At 55.8% G+C, this 22,011-nt stretch carries 14 protein-coding genes and 1 tRNA gene; 9 read left to right on the forward strand and 6 right to left on the reverse strand.

Features of this window, described 5'->3' with window-relative positions:
* Window positions 1–7: 7 nt before the first annotated feature.
* Window positions 8–553, reverse strand: coding sequence for an NUDIX hydrolase (locus GF423_RS09820; RefSeq protein WP_154328187.1), 546 nt, complete (start codon window positions 551–553; stop codon window positions 8–10).
* A 291-nt stretch (window positions 554–844) separates the two neighbouring features.
* Here GF423_RS09820 and GF423_RS09825 point away from each other — a divergent pair, with 291 nt between their 5' ends.
* Complete coding sequence (locus GF423_RS09825) at window positions 845–2,779, forward strand: site-specific DNA-methyltransferase (RefSeq protein ID WP_154328188.1); 1,935 nt, start codon at window positions 845–847, stop codon at window positions 2,777–2,779.
* A 12-nt stretch (window positions 2,780–2,791) separates the two neighbouring features.
* On the forward strand, window positions 2,792–5,536 hold the full coding sequence (locus GF423_RS09830) for a DEAD/DEAH box helicase (protein ID WP_154328189.1): 2,745 nt from the start codon (window positions 2,792–2,794) through the stop codon (window positions 5,534–5,536).
* A gap of 265 nt (window positions 5,537–5,801) precedes the next feature.
* On the opposite strand, the gene GF423_RS09835 is transcribed toward GF423_RS09830, so the two are convergent.
* The 5 genes from GF423_RS09835 to GF423_RS09855 form a co-directional block, all read right to left on the reverse strand.
* Complete coding sequence (locus GF423_RS09835; RefSeq protein ID WP_154328190.1) at window positions 5,802–7,913, reverse strand: DNA topoisomerase 3; 2,112 nt, start codon at window positions 7,911–7,913, stop codon at window positions 5,802–5,804.
* 8 nt (window positions 7,914–7,921) lie between these two features.
* Window positions 7,922–8,719: a nucleoside triphosphate pyrophosphohydrolase gene (mazG, locus tag GF423_RS09840; protein ID WP_154328191.1), complete on the reverse strand. Its 798-nt coding sequence runs from the start codon at window positions 8,717–8,719 to the stop codon at window positions 7,922–7,924.
* A gap of 88 nt (window positions 8,720–8,807) precedes the next feature.
* The gene (locus tag GF423_RS09845) at window positions 8,808–10,859 is read right to left on the reverse strand and encodes a protein-disulfide reductase DsbD family protein (protein WP_154328192.1); all 2,052 of its coding nucleotides are present in this window, start codon (window positions 10,857–10,859) and stop codon (window positions 8,808–8,810) included.
* 117 nt (window positions 10,860–10,976) lie between these two features.
* A tRNA-Val gene (locus GF423_RS09850) sits at window positions 10,977–11,051 on the reverse strand.
* 112 nt (window positions 11,052–11,163) lie between these two features.
* The gene (locus GF423_RS09855) at window positions 11,164–12,723 is read right to left on the reverse strand and encodes a glycerol-3-phosphate dehydrogenase/oxidase (RefSeq protein WP_154328193.1); all 1,560 of its coding nucleotides are present in this window, start codon (window positions 12,721–12,723) and stop codon (window positions 11,164–11,166) included.
* Window positions 12,724–13,069: 346 nt separating this feature from the next.
* Here GF423_RS09855 and GF423_RS09860 point away from each other — a divergent pair, with 346 nt between their 5' ends.
* The 7 genes from GF423_RS09860 to GF423_RS09890 all read left to right on the forward strand — a co-directional run bounded on the left by GF423_RS09860 (window position 13,070) and on the right by GF423_RS09890 (window position 22,004).
* Window positions 13,070–14,779, forward strand: coding sequence for an alpha-amylase family glycosyl hydrolase (locus GF423_RS09860; RefSeq protein ID WP_154328194.1), 1,710 nt, complete (start codon window positions 13,070–13,072; stop codon window positions 14,777–14,779).
* Between the two features lie 88 nt (window positions 14,780–14,867).
* The gene (locus GF423_RS09865) at window positions 14,868–16,202 is read left to right on the forward strand and encodes an MATE family efflux transporter (RefSeq protein WP_154328195.1); all 1,335 of its coding nucleotides are present in this window, start codon (window positions 14,868–14,870) and stop codon (window positions 16,200–16,202) included.
* 105 nt (window positions 16,203–16,307) lie between these two features.
* The gene (locus GF423_RS09870) at window positions 16,308–18,398 is read left to right on the forward strand and encodes a choice-of-anchor J domain-containing protein (RefSeq protein ID WP_154328196.1); all 2,091 of its coding nucleotides are present in this window, start codon (window positions 16,308–16,310) and stop codon (window positions 18,396–18,398) included.
* Between the two features lie 152 nt (window positions 18,399–18,550).
* On the forward strand, window positions 18,551–19,027 hold the full coding sequence (locus GF423_RS09875; RefSeq protein ID WP_154328197.1) for a hypothetical protein: 477 nt from the start codon (window positions 18,551–18,553) through the stop codon (window positions 19,025–19,027).
* Between the two features lie 194 nt (window positions 19,028–19,221).
* Window positions 19,222–21,156 (forward strand): heavy metal translocating P-type ATPase, encoded by a 1,935-nt coding sequence (locus GF423_RS09880; RefSeq protein WP_154329030.1) that lies wholly within the window; start codon window positions 19,222–19,224, stop codon window positions 21,154–21,156.
* Between the two features lie 33 nt (window positions 21,157–21,189).
* On the forward strand, window positions 21,190–21,384 hold the full coding sequence (locus GF423_RS09885; protein WP_154328198.1) for a heavy-metal-associated domain-containing protein: 195 nt from the start codon (window positions 21,190–21,192) through the stop codon (window positions 21,382–21,384).
* Between the two features lie 116 nt (window positions 21,385–21,500).
* A complete protein-coding gene (locus GF423_RS09890; protein WP_154328199.1) occupies window positions 21,501–22,004 on the forward strand; it encodes a very short patch repair endonuclease in 504 nt (167 codons plus the stop codon).
* Window positions 22,005–22,011: the final 7 nt, after the last annotated feature.

Here is a 22,011-nt window from a genome sequence, read left to right on the forward strand (position 1 = left end):
CAGTAGCTCACTGGCGGTGCAGCACCTGGAGCACGCGCACGATTTCCTGCTCAAAGTTGGGCGTGAGCACGCCCTGGCCCATGGCCTGCTTCACCTCGTCGATGGCCCAGAAGCGGCCGTCGTCGACCTCGACGGGGTCATAGTTGAAGCTGGTGGCAGTGGTCGTACAGTAGAAGGCGTTGACCAGCTCTCGCTCCACCTGGCTGTCGTAGACGTAGGTGAAAAGGGGCCGTGGGCTGAACTGCGTGAGCCCCAGCTCCTCGCCCGCTTCTCGGCGCAGAGCCTGTTCCACGGTTTCGCCGTAGTCGACATGGCCGCCCACGGCAGTGTCCCACTTGCCGGGTTGAATGAACTTGTGCCGTGAGCGCTGTTGCAGGTAGATGCGACCCTGGGGGTCGAAAACGTGCAGGTGCACCACCGGGTGCAGCAGGCGGCTGCCCGAGTGGCACAAGCGCCGTGTGGCTTTGCCCACGACGCGGCCATCGGGGTCGACTATGGGAAATATTTCCTTGTCGCTCAAGTCCTGAGCCAAAGTTTCATTAAGTTTCTTCATAATCAGTATTGTAAATTATTTGCTGAGCCTTGCGGCAACTGCAACACGCGACAAAGTTAATTGAAAATTTCAAAATTACAGCTTAGCACATTAAGTATAAGTATGAAAAAACAGAGTTGCTGCCGAGGTTATTGAGATGATAGGCCTAATGTCTTCAACTTTTCAACCTGAATATCATATTTTGCCGTTTGATGTTGTTCGATATTATCACCTTTTAATATATTGAGTTGGCGTGTAGAAAGATTTTTCGTAATTTTGTGATTATAACAATCTAGTAACAGAATTACAGACATGCCTACATTGCAGTGGATAGGAAAGGAGAAGGTGGTGAGCCATCACCACGATGTGACTTTCCGTACATTGGAGCATCAATACGGCTTCAGAGTTGATGATCCCGACGACACATCGGAGACCTTCAGTGGCAACAAGATTATCCATGGAGATAACCTTGAGGCGCTGAAGGCGCTGCTGCCTGAATATGAGGGACGAGTGGATTGTGTCTATATCGATCCTCCTTACAACACTGGCAATGAGAAGTGGGTCTATAACGACAATGTCAATGACCCGCAGATACGCCGTTGGCTCAACCAAGTGGCAGGAGCCGAAGGTGAGGACCTCTCGCGCCACGACAAGTGGCTCTGCATGATGTATCCACGTCTGACGCTGTTGCGGCAGTTGCTTTCCAATAGTGGAGCCATATTCGTCAGCATCGGTGACGATGAATGTGCCCACCTGCGACTTATCATGGACGAGATATTCGGGCGGCAGTGCTTTGTAGGCGACGTGATTTGGCAAAAGACTTATTCTCCCCGTAATGACGCTAAGGGCATCCCTACTGAGGCTGAGCATCTGTTGGTCTATGGCAGACAAATAGGATGGCAACCCAACAAGTTGGAGCGAACGGAGGACATGGATAGCAAATATTCCAATCCAGACAACGATGCTTTGGCATGGACAAGTTCAGATGCATTTGCTCCCAATGCCGCTACCCACCAAGGTATGGTGTATGCTATCCAGCATCCGTTTACAGGTAAAATGCTATATCCAACTCAAGGTAGATGCTGGGGCTATGAGCAACCTACCAATCTTAAAATTATGAATGAGTGGTGCGAATATGAGCTCCAAGATTTGCACGATGATGAGCGGAGGGCGGAGGTCTGCGGAATTCCTGCCAGTCAGGTGCGGCCGGGAGTGAAGGCCATCGTGCTGAAGCAATCGTTGGAGGAATCTCGCACTAAGGCGCAGGCCGTTTATGACCGTGGACAGTGGCCACGCTTCTATTTCACTAAAGGCGGACAAGGAGGAATCCGTAGGAAGACTTATCTTGAAAACGTGGAAGGCAAACTGGTGACTAATCTTTGGCCATACACCGAGGTTGGCCACACCGACGAGGCCAAAAAAGAGCTGAAGGAGTATTTCGGCGGTAAGTCGCCTTTCGATACACCAAAGCCAACGCGTCTGATAGAACGCATCTTACAGATAGCCACCAAGGAGGACAGTATCATCCTCGACGCCTTTGCCGGCAGTGGTACCACCATGCATGCAGCTCTTAGACTGAACAAGCGCGACCACGGTATGCGCAAGACCATTCTTATTGAACTAATGGACTATGCCAAGAGCATCACTGCTGAGCGCGTGCGCAAGGTGATGGCAGGTTATGATTATCAAGGAGAGAAGAAGGAAACGCTCTATGCCAAGAAACTCTCCGTGTCAGCTTTAAAGAAAATGGATCGTTGGCTCGGAGAGGCCAACGACGTGATGAAGATGCTGCAACCAAATTATGACAAGGTGAAGTTGCAATTTGCCGATAAAACGCTTTTGGTGGTTGGCAGTAAAACGTTCAATGGGCATCGCGACGGTTTGGGCGGGCAGTTCGACTTTTATGAACTGGGTAAGCGCCTGTTCCTCGACGACGGCAACCTCAATGAAGATGTTGGCGAAGATAAAATCCGGCAATACATTTATTACACCGAGACGCATGAGCCACTCACTCGCCAGCGCGACGCAGAATATCCCTATTTGCTCGACTTCAAGGATGGAACGGGCTACTTCTTCTATTATGAGAAAGGCCAGCAGACCTGTCTGTCGCTGGAGACCTTGGACGCTGTTATAAAGAAAGCCGACCGCTATGTAATCTATGCCGATACTTGCTCTCTGTCTCCCGAGATGTTGCAGCGACTGAACATCGTGTTCAAAAAGATACCAAGAGACATCAACCAATTCTAACCACATCTGTCTATGGAACTGAAAAGCTATCAACAGCGCACTCTGCGCGACTTGGAAGATTATATCGACGTACTGAACAACTCGAGCAATCTGTCGTCGGCCTATTTCAGCTATTGGATGAATAAAGGCTTGGACCTCACTGCCGGAACCACAGGAGCTCTACAGCCATACATGAACACTGTTTCCGGTTCGCCTCGAGTCACGATGAAAGTACCCACGGCAGGCGGAAAGACGTTTATCGCCTGCAACGCCTTAGGCACAATCATGGGAAAGCTCAAGACTGATGTGGAGAATAAGGTGGTGGCCTGGTTTGTACCAAGCGACATTATTTTGAAACAAACCTTGGAAAAGCTACAGGATACGAGTCATCCCTATCGTCAGCGCATCGATGCCTTATTCAGTCATAGGGTGAACGTCATTGACAAGACAGCGGCATTGGCTGGGCAAGGACTCCGTCCCAACGAGGTGCGAGACAACCTTACCATTCTTGTGCTCAGTGCAGCCTCATTCATCGAGAATATTCGGGTAAAAAAGAATACCTCCGATGAGATGAGTAAGCCTTTGGCCTATCGCGAGAATGGCAACTTCATAGAATATGCCGATAAAATAACTGATACAAGGATAGAAGGAGTAGCACCCACAGCACTGATTCAGGTGCTTGCTTATTTAAGGCCTGTTGTGATTGTCGATGAAAGTCACAACTTCCGAGCCGATCTGCGTGTGGAAATGTTGCGTAATCTCTCACCGCGTTTCATCTTGGAACTTACGGCAACACCACGCGACAATAGTAACGTTATCTCGTTTGTCGACGCCATGGAACTGAAGGTAGAAAATATGGTGAAACTACCAGTGATTGTGGAGAACCGTCATAGCACTGGCGACGTGATAGCTAGTGCCATCCGTCTTCGCTCCAACCTTGAGGAACATGCTATAAAGATGGAGCAAAACGGAGACCGCTATATCCGTCCCATTGTATTGTTTCAATCTCAGCCCCGAAATGACGATGATAGCGTGACGTTCGAGAAAATCAAGGCAAAACTCATTGAACTGAACATCCCTGAGGAACAGGTGAAAATCAAAACGGCTAACAAAGACGAACTGCATGGCGTTGACCTTATGTCACGTAGCTGCCCCGTGCGCTACATCATCACGGTGAATGCGTTGAAAGAAGGCTGGGACTGTCCCTTCGCCTACATTCTAGCCTCACTGGCCAACCGCACCAGCCCAGTGGATGTAGAGCAGGTGCTCGGTCGCATTCTACGCTTGCCTTACACTGAAAGCCATGAGGACAAACTTCTCAACTTGAGCTATGTCTTTACTAACAGTAACGAGTTTCAAGACACAGTGACACGTATCATCCAGTCGCTGGAGCGTTGTGGTTATAGTCGAAAAGACTATCGAGAGATAACCGCCAGTAACATGACAGGTAACGATGCAACTGACAATCAGGAACATAATCAAGAGAGTCTGGATTTGTTCTCTCAACCAGAAGTAGCCTATAATATTGAGACTGCTGACAATCAATCATATAACAACGATACAAATGACGATTTTCTTGGGATAACAACCAACGAGGCTGAAGCCATCAAGCAATCAGTCAATGGAGGCAGTTCGGGTGTTGATGAAGATATCCAACGCTTAGAACAAGAAAGCCTGCGGCAAAGTGATGAGTTCGACAGGGAAACTGAAAAGAGCCTAGAAGAATCGTCTCATGACCCTTTATCATCAATAGGAGGAGAAAATATGTACAGTGTTATTAATAGCGAATATTCCGACGTGGCTCATAAGATGATTTTACCTATGTTCGTCAAACATGTGGAAAAAACTAGTAGCCTTTTTGCTAATGAATTTAACGAAGTAAATGATAATTGGACACTTCTGGACAAGTGCATGCTGGACGAAGGTTTTCAACTTGAGCTTCAGGATGCCACTATCAATTTTAATTTTAGCAATTCGGAAGATACATCTATTGATATTAAGAAAAGCGGCAAGGACGACTATGTGCCTGTGAGAAAGAAAAATAGCGAACTACTCAGCAGTATCAGGAGAACTTTTGTAGATATGTCTGCTTCCACACAGAAAGAACAATTGGCACAAAGACTAGTCAAAGAGGTGGAGTCAAAACGAGAGCTTGACAGTATCTCTCATGGTGCACTCAAGAACTATGTGGAGAAAGTCATTAAGCCGTTTGACGAAGATCAAATAGTGTGCCTTTGGGACCATTTCTATCAGGCTAAGGATAACATCGTTGATAAAATCAAAAATTTGCTTACCAATTACAGAGAGAAGGCTTTTAAAAATCAGATTGCCAAAGACAACATAGAATTGCAGCCTCGCTACACCTTTTTAGATAAAATCAGTTTTGCTAAACAGGAATTGATAGGTATTGACAAAGGTTTGTATGACAGAGAGGAAAAGGTAAACGGATTTGAGGAACGTGTCATTCAGACTGTGGCCGACCTTGACAGCGTGCTCTTCTGGCATCGCAATCCCGAAAGAGCAAAAGGGTTCTATATCAATGGCTTCATCAATCATTATCCTGATTTCATCGTCAAGATGCGGTCGGGCAAGACAGTGCTCATTGAGACGAAGGGTGATTTTCTTGACAATGATGAATCGCGAAGAAAAAGGGTTCTCGGTCAGGAGTGGGAACGTTTGGGTGGAAGAAATTACAGATACTTCATGGTTTTTGAAGACAAGAAGGTTGACGGTGCATGGACGTTGAACGAATTGCTCGATGTGTTGAAGAATCTCTGATGGTGATAAGCAAGAAGACCACTAAACGCCTCTTCTTTAAATGTTAGGTATCTTAAATATCCATAGAATTACCCCAAAGGCTGAGTTCTTCAAACAAACTAATAATTTTGCATTGCACGTTGAACCTGCACAGGGTTTAAAAATATGAGACAGGCAATTATCTCCCGAGACTTGTATATAAAAAGGGAAAAGAGCTACAGGAAACTCTGTAACTCCTTTATTTTCCATTGTGAGCCCGCTAGGGCTTGAACCGTGGGGCTCGAGGCTAGGAGGCTGTGGCCTTGCTGCCAGTGTTGAAATTTTTCTTGATGAGTCGCGCGAGCTTAGCGGGGGTGAGGTCGGGCGGATACTGGTCGAAGGGCAGCGCCGTGTGGCAACCACTGGCCCAGTCGCTGCAGCCATAGGCATTGTTGCCCTTCACCATGTGCCCCTTGCCGCACACGGGACACGCCACCTGCTCGAAGCGGGTGATGCGCTTGGCCCGCGGCCGCTTGGGGGCGCTGGTTGCAGCTGTGCCGCTGCCGCCGGGAGTGCCGGGTGCAGGGCCGTCGCCCTGGTGGGTGTCGATAGCGCTGCCGCTGTTGTCGCTCAACACATTGAGCACGATTTGGCTCACCATGCTCTTGAGCGAGTCGATAAACTGCCGGGGCGGGTACTCGCCGCGCTCAATCTGCCGCAGTTTGGCCTCCCACACGCCTGTGAGCTTGGCACTCTTGAGCAGCTCCTCCTTGATGGTGTCGATGAGCTGACAGCCAGCCTGGGTGGCCACTATCGACTTGCGCTGGTGGGCAATGTAGTGGCGCTTGAAGAGTGTCTCGATGATGGCGGCACGCGTCGACGGGCGTCCAATGCCGTTTTCTTTCATGGCCTCGCGCAGGTCGTCGTCGTCGACGGTCTTGCCGGCTGTCTCCATAGCACGCAGCAGCGTGCCCTCGGTGTAGAGCTTGGGAGGCTGTGTGCTCTTCTTGAGCAACGAGGGCTCGTGGGGGCCGCTCTCGCCCACTGCCATGTCGGGCGGAATTGCGCCGTTGGTATCGCCGTCGGCCGCTTTTGCCTCGTCGCTTTGCGCGCTTGCCGCAGCACCGCCATACACTGCTCGCCAGCCAGGTTTGAGCACCTGCTTGCCGGTGGCTTTGAACCCGCAGTCGTTGACGGTGGCCATCACTGTGGTGGTGGCAAACTCGCAGTCGGGATAGAAAGCTGCAATGAAGCGCTTGGCGATGGTGTCGTACACCAGCTTCTCGTCGCGGCTCATGGGCACTGCAACGGGGTCGACGTTGGTGGGAATGATGGCATGGTGATCGGTGACCTTGGCGTTGTCAAATGTCTTTTTGCTCTTGCGCAGTTTGCTGGCCAGAACGGGCTGGGTGAGACTGGCATAGGGCGACATGGCGCGCATCACTTCGGGCACCTTGGGATAGATGTCGTCGCTCAAGTAGGTGGTGTCGACACGCGGGTAGGTGGTCACTTTTTTCTCATAGAGCGACTGTATGAGCTGGAGGGTGGTGTCGGCGCCGAAGTTGAACTTCTTGTTGCACTCAACCTGCAGGCTCGTGAGGTCGAAGAGACGCGGCGGGGCCTCCTTGCCCTTTTTCTTCTCAATGCTCGTGACCGTGAGCGGGAACTCGGCAATGCGCTCCATCACCTGGCTGGCCTCGCCCTCGGTCTTGTAGCGCCCCTGGGTGGAGTTGAAGGTCACGCCGCGGTACAGGGTCTTGATTTCCCAGTAGTCCTCGGGCACAAAGTGCTCGATCTCGCGCTGGCGGGCCACCACCAGAGCCAGGGTGGGTGTCTGCACACGCCCTATCGAGAGCACATTGCGGCCGTAGCCGCTGGCATACTTGAGGGTGTAGAGCCGGGTGGCATTGATGCCCAGCAGCCAGTCGCCTATGGCACGCGACAGCCCGGCATAGTACAGGTTGTCTTTTTCCTTGGCATCGAGCAGGTGATCGAAGCCCTCGCGCAGAGCCTGGTCGGTCATCGAGTTCACCCACAGTCGCTTCACCGGTATCGTGCAGCCCGCCAGCTGGTAGACCCAGCGTTGTATGAGTTCGCCCTCCTGGCCGGCATCGCCGCAGTTGATGAGCTCGTCGCTCTGCTTGATGAGGGCCTCGATGCAGCGAAATTGCCGCTGCACGCCGGCATCCTCCTTGAGCTTGATGCCAAAGCGCTGCGGAAACATGGGCAGGGCTTGCAGCGACCATCGCTTCCACATCTCGGTGTAGTCGGCCGGTTCCTTGAGCTCGCACAGGTGGCCCAGGGTCCAGGTCACGCGGTAGCCGTTACCCTCGTAGTAGCCATCGTGGCGGTCGTTGGCCCCGAGTATGGCAGCAATGTCGCGTGCCACGCTGGGCTTCTCGGCCACGCATAGTTTCATTGTCCCGTTCATTCGCCCAGGTGCATTTTTTTGGCTTCGTTCCACAAGGCGTCCATCTCGTCGAGGGTCATCTCGTTGAGGTTCTTGCCGCGCTTGTGTGCCTCTTGCTCGATGTGGTTGAAACGGGCGATAAACTTGAGGTTGGTTTTCTCGAGAGCTGTGTCGGGGCGCACGCCATAAAGGCGGGCGGCGTTGACCACGGCAAAGAGCAGATCGCCAAATTCCTTCTCGCGGTCTACCTCGTGGCCTTGCTTGAACTCGGCCTCTACCTCGCGCTCCTCCTCACGCACCTTGTCCCACACCTCGTCGCGGTTGGGCCAGTCAAAGCCCACGTGGGCTGCCTTCTCCTGGATGCGCTCGGCCTTGATGAGCGACGGCAGGCTGCGGGGCACGCCGCCCAGCACGGTCTTGTTGCCGTTTTTCTCTTTCAGCTTGATGAGCTCCCAGTTGTCGCTCACCTCTTGAGCAGTGCGAGCCGTGGCCTGGCCGTAGATGTGCGGGTGCCGAAAGATGAGCTTCTCGCGCAGCGAGTTGCACACGTCGGCAATGTCATATTGCCCCTTCTCGTCGCCCATCTTGGCCAGCATCAGCACGTGCAGGAGCACATCGCCCAGCTCCTTGCGCACGTTTTGCCCGTCGCCGGCCACAATGGCCTCTGAGAGTTCCATCACTTCTTCGATGGTGTTGGGGCGCAGGCTCTCGGGTGTCTGTGCCGAGTCCCAGGGGCATTTTTGCCTCAGGGTGTCGATCACGTCGAGCAGCTCTCCCATTGCCTTCAATTTTTCTTCTTTGCTATGATTTGGCATGTGTTATCTTTTGATCGATTGCGTTGCCATGCGATTTATCACCGCACGACAACGCAATTCCTGTGTCATGTTTACAATGTAGTTCTCCTCATTTCTTCCAGCCCTTGTCGAGGAAACGCTGGAAGGCCGGTATGTCCTCCTTGTAGGCAAACGGGCCCGAGAGCAGCTGCCCCTTGGTGTCGAGCACCACATAATAGGGTTGTGAGTTGCTGTCGAACTTGTGGCGCTGCAGGTAGCTCCACTTGTCGCCCACGGTCTTGAGGGTCATCTGGCGGCCGTTGTCGTTCACCACCATGGGCTTGTCGAGCGGCTTCTTGTCGTCGACCATGAGCTTGATGGTCACAAACTTGTCGGCAATGGTCTTCTTTATCTTGTCGTCGTCGAGCACTGCGCCCTCCATCTTGCGGCAATTCACACAGCCATAGCCCGAGAAGTCAACGAGCACGGGCTTGCCCAGCTTGGCAGCGGCGGCCATGCCGGCATCGTAGTCGTCATATTCTTCCTGCGTGCCGCCATAGAGGTTGAAGTCCTGGGTGTAGAGCGGTGGCACAAAGGCGCTGGTGGCCTTGAGCGGCGCTCCCCACAGGCCCGGCACAAGATAGGCGGTGAATGCCAGCGAGATGAGCCCGACGAAGAAGCGGGTCACCCCTATGCCCTGACGCGACTCGCCGTCGCTCTTGAAGCGCAGCAGGCCAAACAGGTACAGCGCCATCGCGCCGAAGATGGCTATCCACAGTGCCAAGAAGGTCTCGCGGTCGAGTACGTGCCAGCCGTAGGCCAGGTCGGCCACCGAGAGAAACTTGAGCGACAGTGCCAGCTCGATGAAGCCCAGCACTACCTTCACGGTGTTGAGCCAGCCACCGCTCTTGGGCAGCTTCTTCAACACACTGGGAAACAGGGCAAACAGGGCGAAGGGTATGGCCAGGGCTATAGAGAATCCCGTCATGCCCACCACAGGGCCGAGCATGCTGCCCTGGCTGGCAGCCTCGACCAGCAAGGTGCCTATGATGGGGCCTGTGCACGAAAACGACACGATGACCAGTGTGGCTGCCATGAAGAAGATGCTCAACAGGCCGGTCGTCTTCTCGGCCGTGGCATCCATCTTGTTGCTCCAGCTGTCGGGCAGGCGCAACTCAAAGGCTCCGAAAAACGAGATGGCAAACACTACCAGCAGCAGGAAAAAGATGATGTTGCACACGGCATTGGTGGCAAGGGCATTGAGCGCACTGGCACCAAAGATGGCCGTGAACAGCACGCCCAGCAAGAGAAATATCACGATGATCGACAGGCCGTAGGTCACGGCATTGCTCACGCTCTTGGCCCGGCTGCCGCTCTGCTTCAAGAAGAAACTCACTGTCATGGGTATCATGGGCCACACGCACGGCGTGAGCAGGGCCAGCAAGCCGCCCAGGAAGCAGGCCCAAAAGATGTACCACAGCGAGCTGTCGCTGCCAGTGGTGGTGTCGCCCGCCGTGTCTGAACTGAATCGCACAGGTGCCCAAAGCTGCGCATCGGGGGTGGCTGCGGCCGCTGCTGCCTGGACAGCCGCTGCCGAGTCGCCCGCTGCCGGCATTGCAGCGCCGGCCGCTGCTGCCTGGGCAGCAATGGCCGTGTCGGCCCCCGTTGCTTCAGGCACTGGAGCAGCCGCCTGCACCTGGGCAGTGGCCTGGGCCGCATTGCCGGCAGGCGCCTTGCCGCTTACATAGATGGGCTCGTCGGTGGGTGCCGAGCAGGTCTCGTCGTTGCACGACATGTAGTGAACACTGCCCGATATGGTATATTCTGGAGCTGTAACCTCAAACTTCTGCCTGAACGACACCGTGCCAGTCCACCACGACAAGTCCATGTCGAAGGTGGCATCGTGCTGCGTCACCAGCGCCTTGCTGGGCTCGGGCTTGCCCACAAGCCGGGCACCCTTCACATCCCAGGTGAAGGTCGTGCGCTCGGGGCCGCCGTCGGGGATATTGGTGCCATACAGGTGCCAGCCTGGCTTGATACTGGCTGTGAGTGTGACCACGCCGTGCTTGGCATCGGTCATTTTCACGCTCTTGGTCCAGGTGACTGGAGTCACAATGCGTGCAAGTGCCAGTGTAGATGTCAAAACGACCAGTAACAGGGTCAACAGTAGCTTACGTTTCATATTTTCCATAAGAGTAAAGAAATTAGATTACAAGGCACAAAAATAGGGCAAAAAGCCGAAATTTCCTACCTACCTATTAAAGAAAAAACCACAGAGAGAGGATTCTCTCTGTGGTCGTGGGCGTTGGCGGGTTCGAACCGTCGACCCCTTGAATGTCATTCAAGTACTCTGAACCAGCTGAGCTAAACGCCCGTGTTACCTTCATTCAAGGTTTTGCAAAGGTAAGTGAAAAATTTTATACTCACAACAAATCAGTGCAAAAAATCTTTCTGCCGCTTTTTTTGTCACGCCGCAAGTGGCGACGTCACACATAGTTGGCAGCGATCTGCTTGAATGCGGCGACTTGCTGCTCTTCCCACGCCTTGTCCTTGCCCATCATGTGGGCCATGAGGGCAGCAACCTTGGGCGCTGCAGCGACGGCCTCGCGGGCATCGATGAAGAGCAGACGCACGCGGCGGGCCAGCACATCGTCGACCGTGAGTGCCATCTCCTGGGTCACCGCCCAGGCCACCTCGGCCATCGTGTAGCCGTACTTGCTCGACAGCTTCTCGGCCAGGGCCGGCTCGCGCTTGGCCAGCTCGACGACGGCCTCGCGGTCGCTGCCGTACACATAGAGGTGGTCGCTCAGGTCGGGGTTCGGCTTGTAGCCATGTATGGGATAGGAGCGCGTCACGCACTTGCGCTTGTCGAGCAGCCCCATGTCGATAGCCCGGTCGATGGTGTCCTCGGCCATGAGCCGGTAGCTCGTCCACTTGCCGCCCGTGATGGTTATCAGCCCGTTGCCCGATACCATGATCTTGTGGCTACGCGATATTTCCTTGGTCTTCTGCCCGTCTTTCTCGGGGGCAGCCAGCGGCCGCTGGCCTGCAAACACGGCCTTGATGTCGGCGCGCGTGGGGGCTGGACGCATATACAGCCCGGCAGTGCGCAAGATGAAGTCAACCTCCTGCTCGAGATAGTGCGGCTCGCTCTCGGGCTTGTCGCGCGGCACATCGGTAGTGCCCACTATCACGCGGTCGTGCCACGGCACGGCAAAGAGCACACGCCCGTCGCTCGTCTTGGGCACCATCATGGCATAGTCGCTCTGCAAGAACTTCTTGTCGAGCACGATGTGCACCCCCTGGCTCGGACGCACCATGCGCCGCTTCTCGGGCTCGTCCATGAGCATGACATCGTCGACAAAGATGCCCGCCGCGTTGATCACCGCACGGGCACGCATGTCGTAGCGCTGCCCCGTTTGCTCGTCGACGACCGTCACACCGCACACCTTCCCATTGTCGTCGTGCAGCAGACCGACGACCTTGGCATGGTTCACTACTGTGCCGCCATGGTCGACCACCGTCTGTGCCAGGTTCACAGCCATGCGGGCGTCGTCAAATTGCCCGTCGTGATAAACCACGCCGCCTTTCAGCCCCTTTTTCTCAATCGTGGGCAGGTACTTCTCAACCGTTTTTGGCCCAATGAAGCGCGAACGCCCGTAGCCGAACCCAAACGACAGCATGTCGTAGAGCGTGAGCCCGCAAAAGTAGAGAAAATTTTCCCAATGCGAGTAGTTGGAGATGACAAACGCCTGGTCCTTCACCAGATGCGGAGCGTTGCGCTTCATGAAACCACGCTCCCTGAGCGCCTCGAGCACAAGCTTCACATCGCCGTGCTGCAAGTAGCGCACACCGCCATGCACGAGCTTTGTGCTACGGCTCGATGTGGCCTTGGCAAAGTCATCCTTCTCCAGCAGCGCCACACTGTAGCCCCGGGCAGTAGCATCGACAGCGCATCCCAGCCCCGTGGCTCCGCCGCCCACAACTATCACATCCCATATCTTGCCGTCTTGGCTTATCGCCTTGATTTGTTCACTGCGTTTCATAAGTTCAATACATTTTTTTAGTCAATAAATCCCATTTGATGTTATCTCTTTGCAATTAAGTGCTCAAAAACCATGCCATCGCCCACCTGCCCGCCAGCATTGAGACCCCAAAAATGCAAAAACAGCATGGAAACCTGCCACCATCCCCACAATCAATCGAAGACCTCGTAAAAAACTGAATTTCGACTGCCCAAAGAATGTTTCCTTCCGGCAAATCGCTAATTTTGCACTTGCCAGTTGAGAGTAGGTGATAGGGTTGTGACGTGGAAGTGGGCGATTTTGCGCGGGGCGTGGGTTGGCAGTTGTGGGGATTTTGGTTAACTTTGTGGGAAAACTTTCTACGACTATGAACATAAGGCATTTCTTTTGGGCGCTGGCGGTGGCTGCATTGCTGCCGGCCGTGGCGCAGGCGGGCGGCAAGGGGCCCGAGTGGCTGAGCAAGGCTGTGTTTTATCAAATCTACCCCTCGAGCTACATGGACAGCAACGGCGACGGGGTGGGCGACTTGCCAGGCATCGCCTCGCGGCTCGACTACTTGAAGCAGCTGGGCGTGAACGCGCTGTGGCTCAACCCGGTGTATGAGTCGGGGTGGTTCGACGGCGGCTATGATATCATCGACTTCTACAAGGTGGATCCGCGCTTTGGCAACAACGACGACCTGGTGCGGCTGGTCGACGAGGCTCACAAGCGGGGCATGAAGGTGTGCCTCGACCTGGTGGCTGGCCACTCGAGCGACAAGTGCCAGTGGTTTGTAGAGTCGCAGCAGGGCACCAACGGGCGTTACAGCGACTATTACATATGGAGCGACACGATAGGGAAAAAAGATGCGGCCGACATTGCCCGCCGCCGCCAGGCCGAGGACCCCAAGGCCAGCACCATAGGGCACTGGGTAGAGGCCGACGCGCCACGTGGCAAGTACTACTACAAGAACTACTATGAGTGCCAGCCGGCGCTCAACTACGGCTATGCCCACCCGTCGGCCAGCCGCCCGTGGGAGCAGGGCGTCGACGCGCCTGGACCTCAGGCGGTGCGCCGCGAGTTGCGCAACATCATGGCCTTCTGGATGGACAAGGGCGTCGACGGTTTCCGTGTCGACATGGCTGCCTCGCTGGTGAAAGGCGACAAGGACAAGAAGGCCACGATGCAGCTGTGGGGGGAGATGCGCCGCTGGCTCGACGAGCACTACCCGCAAAACGTGCTCATCTCGGAGTGGTCCAACCCGCAGCAGTCGATAATGGCGGGCTTCAACATCGACTTTGAAATACACATTGGGCGCAGTGCCTACTCGAGCCTCTTCTTCCAGGGCGACACGCCGTGGGGCAAAACCAAGAAAATCGACAACTGCTACTTCAACCGCCTGGGCAAGGGCTCGCTCAAGGACTTCATCAACATCTATGCCGCCGACTACAACGCCACCAAAGACCGCGGCTATATTGCCATACCCACGGCCAACCACGATTTCCAGCGTCCCAATGTGGGCACGCGCAACTCGCTCGACCAGCTCAAGGTGGCCATGACCTTCTTTCTCACCATGCCGGGCGTGCCGTTTATCTACTATGGCGACGAGCTGGGTATGAAGTATCAAGACGGCATTGCGCCCAAAGAGGGCAGCCGCAACCGCGCGGGCTCGCGCACCCCCATGCAGTGGACGCCTGGCCCCACGGCAGGCTTCTCGACTTGTGCCCCCGCGCAGCTCTATTTTCCCGTGGCTACCGTCGGCGGCAAGCTCACTGTCGAGGCCGAGGAGAAAGATCCTGGCTCGATGCTCAATTATGTGAAGCGTCTGCTTGCCCTGCGCGCCTCGGTGCCTGCCCTGGGCAACGATGCGGGCTGGCAGCTGCTCAACACGCTCGACGGCGAGCAGTATCCCATGGTGTACTTGCGCACGGCAGCCAGCGGCGAGCGGTGCCTGGTGGCCCTCAACCCGAGCGAGAAGGCCGTGACGCTGCGCACCGGCCAGCCTGCCGGCAAGGTGCTCGTGAGCACGGGCAAGGGCTCCTACAAGCACGGCACCGTGAAGCTCGCGCCCTTCTCGGCGATCATCGTGCGCCTGTAGCGCGAGAGCCATGTGCACGCACGCGCGGGCGCTGTGCCCGTGTGTGTCCCGATTTTGCATGACGGCCATTTTTTTGTAATTTTGCGGCATGAACGCACGTGGCGACAACTACACCTTTCTCACGACAGGCCCGGTGGGCCGCGTCATCGCCCGTATGGCCGTGCCCACGATTATCTCGATGCTCGTCACGAGCGTCTACAACATCGTCGATACCTACTATGTGGGCCTCATCAACACCCAGGCCACGGCCGCAGTGGGTGTCGCCTTCCCGTTGCAATCGGTGATACAGGCCATTGGTTTCTTCTTCGGCCAGGGCTCGGGCACCTACATCTCGCGGCAACTGGGCGCCAAGAAGCACGCCGATGCCTGCCAGATGGCCTCGACGGCCTTTGTGGGAGCTATGGTAGCCGGTGTGGTCATTGCTGTGGCAGGCTTGCTGCTGCTCACGCCCATCTCGGTGTGGTGCGGGTCCACTCCCACCATTTTGCCCTATACCGAGAAGTACCTGGCCATGGTGCTGCTGGGTGCGCCGTTCATGACGGGGTCGATGTTGCTCAACAACCAGATGCGCTTCCAGGGCAATGCTGCCAATGCCATGTATGGCATGATGACCGGAGCCGTGCTCAACGTGGTGCTTGTGCCCATATTCACCTTCACGCTGGGCATGGGTATCCTGGGTACCGGCATAGGCACCGTCTTGAGCCAGATATTCGGCTTTGTGGTGCTCCTGGTCATGAGCTACCATGGCGACAACATCCACATCAAGCTCAAAGACGCCTGCTGGAAACGCCACTACTATGTAGAAATGATAAAGGGCGGCACTCCCTCGCTCACTCGCCAGGGACTGGCCGCTGTGGCCGTGATGCTGCTCAACCTGGCAGCCGGCGTATATGGCGATGCGGCCATTGCCGGCATGTCGATAGTGGGGCGGCTGTGCTTCCTCGTGTTTGCCGTCATCATTGGTGTGGGGCAGGGCTTCCAGCCCTTCTGCGGCTTCAACTACGGGGCAAGGTTGTTTGGGCGCGTGCGCCAGGGCTACTTCTTCTGCGTGAAGCTCGACATGTGCATCCTGGCCGTGTGCTGTATCCCCGGCTTCATCTTTGCCAACGAGCTCATCGACCTCATGCGCCACGACCCCGAGGTGGTGGCGGTGGGCGCGGCGGCACTGCGCTGGCAAATTGTGACTTGGCCGCTGGCTGCGGTCATCACGGTGAGCAACATGTGCCTGCAGACGAGCGGGCGCACCGTTCCGGCCAATATCCTTGCAGCCTGTCGCAACGGGCTGTGCTTCATTCCCCTCATCCTCACGCTGCCCCACTTGCTGGGTCTGCTGGGCGTGGAGATCACCCAAAGTGTGGCCGACGTGTTCTCGTTTGCCATCGCCGTTCCGCTCATGTCGCGCTACTTCAAGTCGCTCAAGTGAGCAACGCGCCTTGCGTTAAGGCAAAATGTATTTGTGCGTAAGAATTTTTTTTGTATATTTGTTGCCTAAACTTTAAACAACAGTTTTACCTCAAAACGTTTAATAATGAAACTTACTAAGATTTTACCTCTTTGCATGACTGCTGTCATGCTGGCGATCTCGTTGATATCGAGCGCACAAATCCCTACTATCTATTGTGGAGTCTACAAGTCAACATCATGGGGAACCACCCTGCAACGAGGCATCTACAGCTTCCCCGCCCAAAACAACACCACCTTTACCAAAGTTTCGACTGCCGAAAACGACAACTTCCTCGCTCCGCTGGGCGGTGCTGCCGTCTACGACGGTGTGATGCATGGCGTGCACTACACCTCGGGCGAGATTTACGGGCAAACCTACTATACGTTCACCTATGTTGAATATGACACCAAGACCTGGACGCAAACCAAAAAGAAAAGCGTGAACTACAACAATATCGCTGCACGATGCAACGTGTCGATCGACCCCACCACAGGAAAAGTGTGGGGCTTGTTCAACAACTTCGACCTCGATTACAACATCGTCGATCGCAAGTGGGCCACTGTCGACTATGCGACATTGTCGAAGACAGTGATCGATGCAATGAGTCTCAACATGGTGGCCTTGGCTATCGACAACTCGGGTCAAGCCTATGCCGTGGGCACCGATGCCAAGCTCTATGCCATCGACAAAGCCACCACCGCCTACACGGCTGTGGGCTCCACTGGCGTGAGCATCAAGTCGGGCTATCCCATGTGTGCAGCCGTCGACCCGGTCACCAACAAGATGTACTGGTCGGCAGTGCTGAGCGACGGCACCTCGGGCCTTTACGAGCTCAACAAGGCTACCGGCGCAGCCACGCTGGTGAGCAAGTATCCTGGCAACGAGGTTGTGGTCAACATGTGGATTCCTGCCCCTGAGGCGGCCGACGATGCCCCGGCAGCAGTCACCAATCTCAAGCTCGACTTCAAGCCCAATGCACTCACGGGCAATGTCAACTTCAAGGTGCCTGCCACCACCTATGCAGGCGCACAGCTCTCGGGCAATCTCACCTATACCATCAAGGCCAATGGCGTGGCCCTCGTCACGGGCGAGACCACCGCTGCCGGTGCCGATGTGAGCAAGCAAGTGACTATAGACAAAGCTGGCATTACCGAGGTTGAAGTGGTAGTGTCGAATGCCGCCGGCGACGGTCCCAAGCAGAGCGTGAAGCAATGGATAGGCCCCGACACGCCCACGGCTCCCACTGGCGTGAACTGGACCTACGATGCCGCCTCGCGCCAAGCCAAGCTCACCTGGACTGCCCCCGTCATGGGCAAGAACAATGCCCCGCTCGATACAGCTGCGCTCACCTACAATGTTGTGCGTCAGCCAGGTAATGTGACTGTGGCTAAGGGTCTCGATGCCACCGCATTCGCCGAGTCGCTGAGCCAGCTCACCGACCTCAAGTCCTACTATTACCAGGTGACACCCGTCAACGGCAGCCTCGTGGGCGACAAGGCCGAGTCCAACCACATCGTGCTGGGCGATGCCCTCGGCATCCCTTATAGCGAGAATTTCTACAACAAGAACAACTTCGACCTCTTCACAGTGATCGATGCCAACGACGACGGCGCCACCTGGAAGTATAAGGCCACCAACTACCAGTACAGCGACAACCAGCAATATGCCAGCATCGTTGCCAGCAAGACCCTTGCCGACGACGACTGGCTGCTCACACCCCCGCTCAAGATGGAGAAAAAGTACCGCTACAAGATCGCCTACAAGGTCAAGAAGCAGTACAGCCCCTCCGACTACAACCAGCTCCTCGATGTGGGCGTGGGCCAGGGCACCGATGTGAACAACTATAAAAGCATTGTCGAGCTCATGAGCATCAACGTCGTCTCGTTCACCGAGGTGAGCCGTAACTTTGTGGTGCCTGCCGACGGTGTCTACCACATTGGCTTCCACGCCACGAGCAAGGCCAAGTCAGACGAACTCTGTCTCGACGACATCAACGTGACTGTGGCAGGCTTGCAAGGTGACGTGAACGGCGACGGCAAGGTCGATGTGAGCGACATCACGGCCGTCATTCAAACTATCCTGGGCACCGCCCAGTATAGCGTCGACGTGTGCGACATCAACGGCGATGGCGCTGTCAACATCGACGATGTGACCACCCTCATCAACATGATGTGACATTGGGTGCATCTCATGCAAGGTGCATAAATTATTGATACACTGCCTGGGCTGGCTCTTTCTCGAGCTGCAGCCCAGGCTTTTTTTCATCATGCCACACGTGTGGCATGATAAATGAGGCTTTAGCCTGTGGTTTCGCAAGAAGTGGCATTTTGTTTTTTTTTGAACTGACGAGGGTCGACCTGGGCGAGGCCTTTGTGAGTCGCACGGCAATGTATCCCACGCTTCAGGCATTTGCCGACACGGCTGTGAGCAACTACTTTGCCTCGATTATTGTGCTTGCCGATGGCGATACTCCCGAGGCCGTGAAGTCTCCATTCTTCTACGGCAGTGCCAACCAGGCAATATGGACGTCGAGCGACAATCTATATTTCAACGACGGCAAGGTTTATTCTACGGCTCAAGGCCCGGCCTGGGTCACCAAGTCCTACGGCAAGTGGAGCTACACGTGGAATCTTAATGTCGCCGCCTTGACCAGCGTCGACACCACCAAGGCCTCCAAGACCATTGCAGGGCGTAGCTATTACGATCTCAATGGCCGCAGTGTCGCCGTGCCGGGTGCAGGTGTCTACATCCAGGTCACGCGCTACACCGATGGCAGCACAACTGCAACCAAGGTGGTGCGGTAGCGGTTGTGTACTTGATATATTCCTGACATATAATTACAGGCGGCCTTATGGGACCGCCTGTTTTCGTGTGCACTCACGCTCACTCTCGGGGGAATAGTGCAACGGTTTGGGAGGATAATGTAACACGCTTTAAGAAGAGCTGTCGTAATTTTGCAGCACAAACAAGAACGAGGAATTTTTTCATTATGGCAACAATCAAAAAAACGATTCCGGTTTTGGGCATGGCCTGCTCGGCCTGCTCGGCCAACGTCGACCGCAAGCTCAACTCGCTGCCCGGCATCGAGAGCGCCTCGGTGTCGCTGGCCACGCGCACGGCCAATGTCACCTACGACCCCGACAAGATTTCGCTCGAAGCGATGAAGAGCGAGGTCAACGACATAGGCTACGACCTCGTCATCGAGAGCGACCGCGATGTGGAAGCCATCGAGCGCACGGGCTACAACCGCTTGCGCAACAAGGTTGCGGCCTCCTGGTTTTTTGCCCTTGCAGTGATGTGCATCTCGATGCGATTCATCCCCATGGGAAGCGACCAGGCTGCCAACGTGGTGGCCATGGTGCTCTCGTTGTGCAACTTGGCCGTGTGCGGCTGGCAATTCTATGTCACCGCTTTCAAGCAGGTGCGCCACGGCGCGGCCAACATGGACACTTTGGTGGCCTTGAGCACGGGTATCTCTTTCTTGTTCAGCGTGTTCAATACTTTCTGGGGCGATGCCATGTGGGGTAGCCGTGGCATTGAGTGGCACACCTACTACGATGCAAGCGTGATGATTATCACCTTTGTGCTCACGGGCCGTTTGCTTGAGGAGAAGGCCAAGAAAGGCACGGCCAGCAGCATTCGCGCCCTCATGGGCCTGGCTCCCAAGACGGCCCGCATCGTGCAGCGCAGCCCCGAGGGCGAGAAGATTGAAGAGGTGCCCATCTCTACCATCAAGGTGGGCGACGTGATCGAGGTGCATCCTGGCGAGAAAATACCCGTCGACGGCAAGGTGACCCAGGCCGAGAGCTTCATGCTGGCCGATGGTGCCTATGTCGACGAGTCGATGATCACTGGCGAGCCCACGGCCGCCCTCAAGCAAGAAGGCAGCCAGGTGCTTGCAGGCACCATCTTGCAGCAAGGCAAGTTCCGCTTCCGCGCCCAGCAGATAGGCGAGGATACGGCCCTGGCCCACATCATCAAGATGGTGCAGGAGGCACAGGGCAGCAAGGCCCCTGTGCAGCGTGCTGTCGACAAGGTGGCTCTCGTCTTTGTGCCCGTGGTGGCGGCTATCTCGCTGCTCACCTTCGTCTTGTGGTGGGCTATAGGCGGCACCCAGGAGCTGCCCCACGCCATACTCTCGGCCGTGGCTGTGCTCGTCATTGCCTGCCCCTGTGCCATGGGACTGGCCACGCCCACGGCCCTCATGGTGGCCATAGGCAAGGCTGCCCAGCACAACATCCTCATCAAGGATGCCGCTGCGCTCGAGAACATAAGCAAGGTGAAGGCCATGGTCATCGACAAGACGGGCACGCTCACCATTCCCAATCAAAACATCGACTTCACCAAGGCCGACGACCTGCCGCTCGAACAGCGCGAAACGCTCAAGCCTCATGCCCGCGAGGCCATGCAGCAGTTGCGAGGCATGGGCATCGACATCTACATGATGAGCGGCGACAAGGACGAGGCTGCACGCTACTGGGCCCAGCAGGCCGGCATCGACCACTACAAGAGCAAGGTGCTGCCGCAAGACAAGGAAAACCTGGTGCGCGAGCTCCAGGCCCAGGGCAAGCGGGTGGCCATGGTGGGCGACGGTATCAACGACACCCAGGCATTGGCCCTGGCCGACGTGAGTATCGCCATGGGCAAGGGCACCGATGTGGCTATGGATGTGGCCCAGGTCACCCTCATGGGCGACGACTTGCGCCACATTCCCGAGGCAGTGCGCTTGAGCTCCAAGACGGTGAAGATGGTGTGGGAAAACCTGTTCTGGGCTTTCATCTACAACATCGTGTGCATCCCGCTGGCCGCTGGTGTGCTGCACATCTTCGGCATCGATTTCCAGATTACTCCCACTTGGGCCAGTGCACTCATGGCTTTCTCGAGCGTGAGCGTGATTCTCAACTCGCTCAGGTTGAACTTCATGAAGTATTAAATTCTATTCTTATTTATACACATTCAACGCGTTATGACTAAACAATTCAAAATCACCGGTATGAAGTGCGACCATTGTCGCATGAGTGTTGAAAACGCCATCAAGGGCGTGAAAGGCGTGACTGCCGCCTCGGTCGATCTCAAGGCCGCCCAGGCCCAGGTCGAGGGCAACTTCAGCGACGACGACGTGACTGCCGCCGTCGAGGAGGCTGGTTTCGGGGTGGAATAGGAAACACACTGTTTCGCTACACTGGCAACAATGCCGGCTGCCCGCTTGTGGCAACCGGCATTTATTTGTGGCTTGGCTGCACCGTCCAAGCCGTTTTTTAGCTATCTTTGTGTGCGATGCCCGACACCATGACACCTGAGCAACGCCACCGCTGCATGGCAGCGATACGTGGCAAGGACACGCGGCCCGAGATGGTTGTGCGCCGCTGGCTATGGGCCCAGGGCTACCGTTACCGCCTGCACGTGCGGCGGCTGCCCGGTACCCCCGACATCGTGCTGCACCGCTACCACACCGTTATCAACGTGAATGGCTGCTTCTGGCACGGCCACGAGGGCTGCCCCCACTTCACACTGCCCAAGACGCGCACCGCCTACTGGCGCGACAAAATAGCGCACAACCGGCAGCGCGATGCCCGCAATCTCGACACACTCAAGCACATGGGCTGGTATGTCATCACCCTGTGGGAGTGCGACCTGGCTCCGGCCAAGCGTCAACGCACGCTGATGGGCCTGTCGCTCGCCCTGAGCACGATCTACCTCAAGGTAGCCGGCGCACGTGGCCATGCCGAGCAGCAGCCCCTGGCTGCCGAGCCCGTCAAGCCCTACTTGCCCCGGCGGTAGTGCAAGC

The organism is Sodaliphilus pleomorphus, from assembly GCF_009676955.1.
Lineage (GTDB): Bacteria > Bacteroidota > Bacteroidia > Bacteroidales > Muribaculaceae > Sodaliphilus > Sodaliphilus pleomorphus.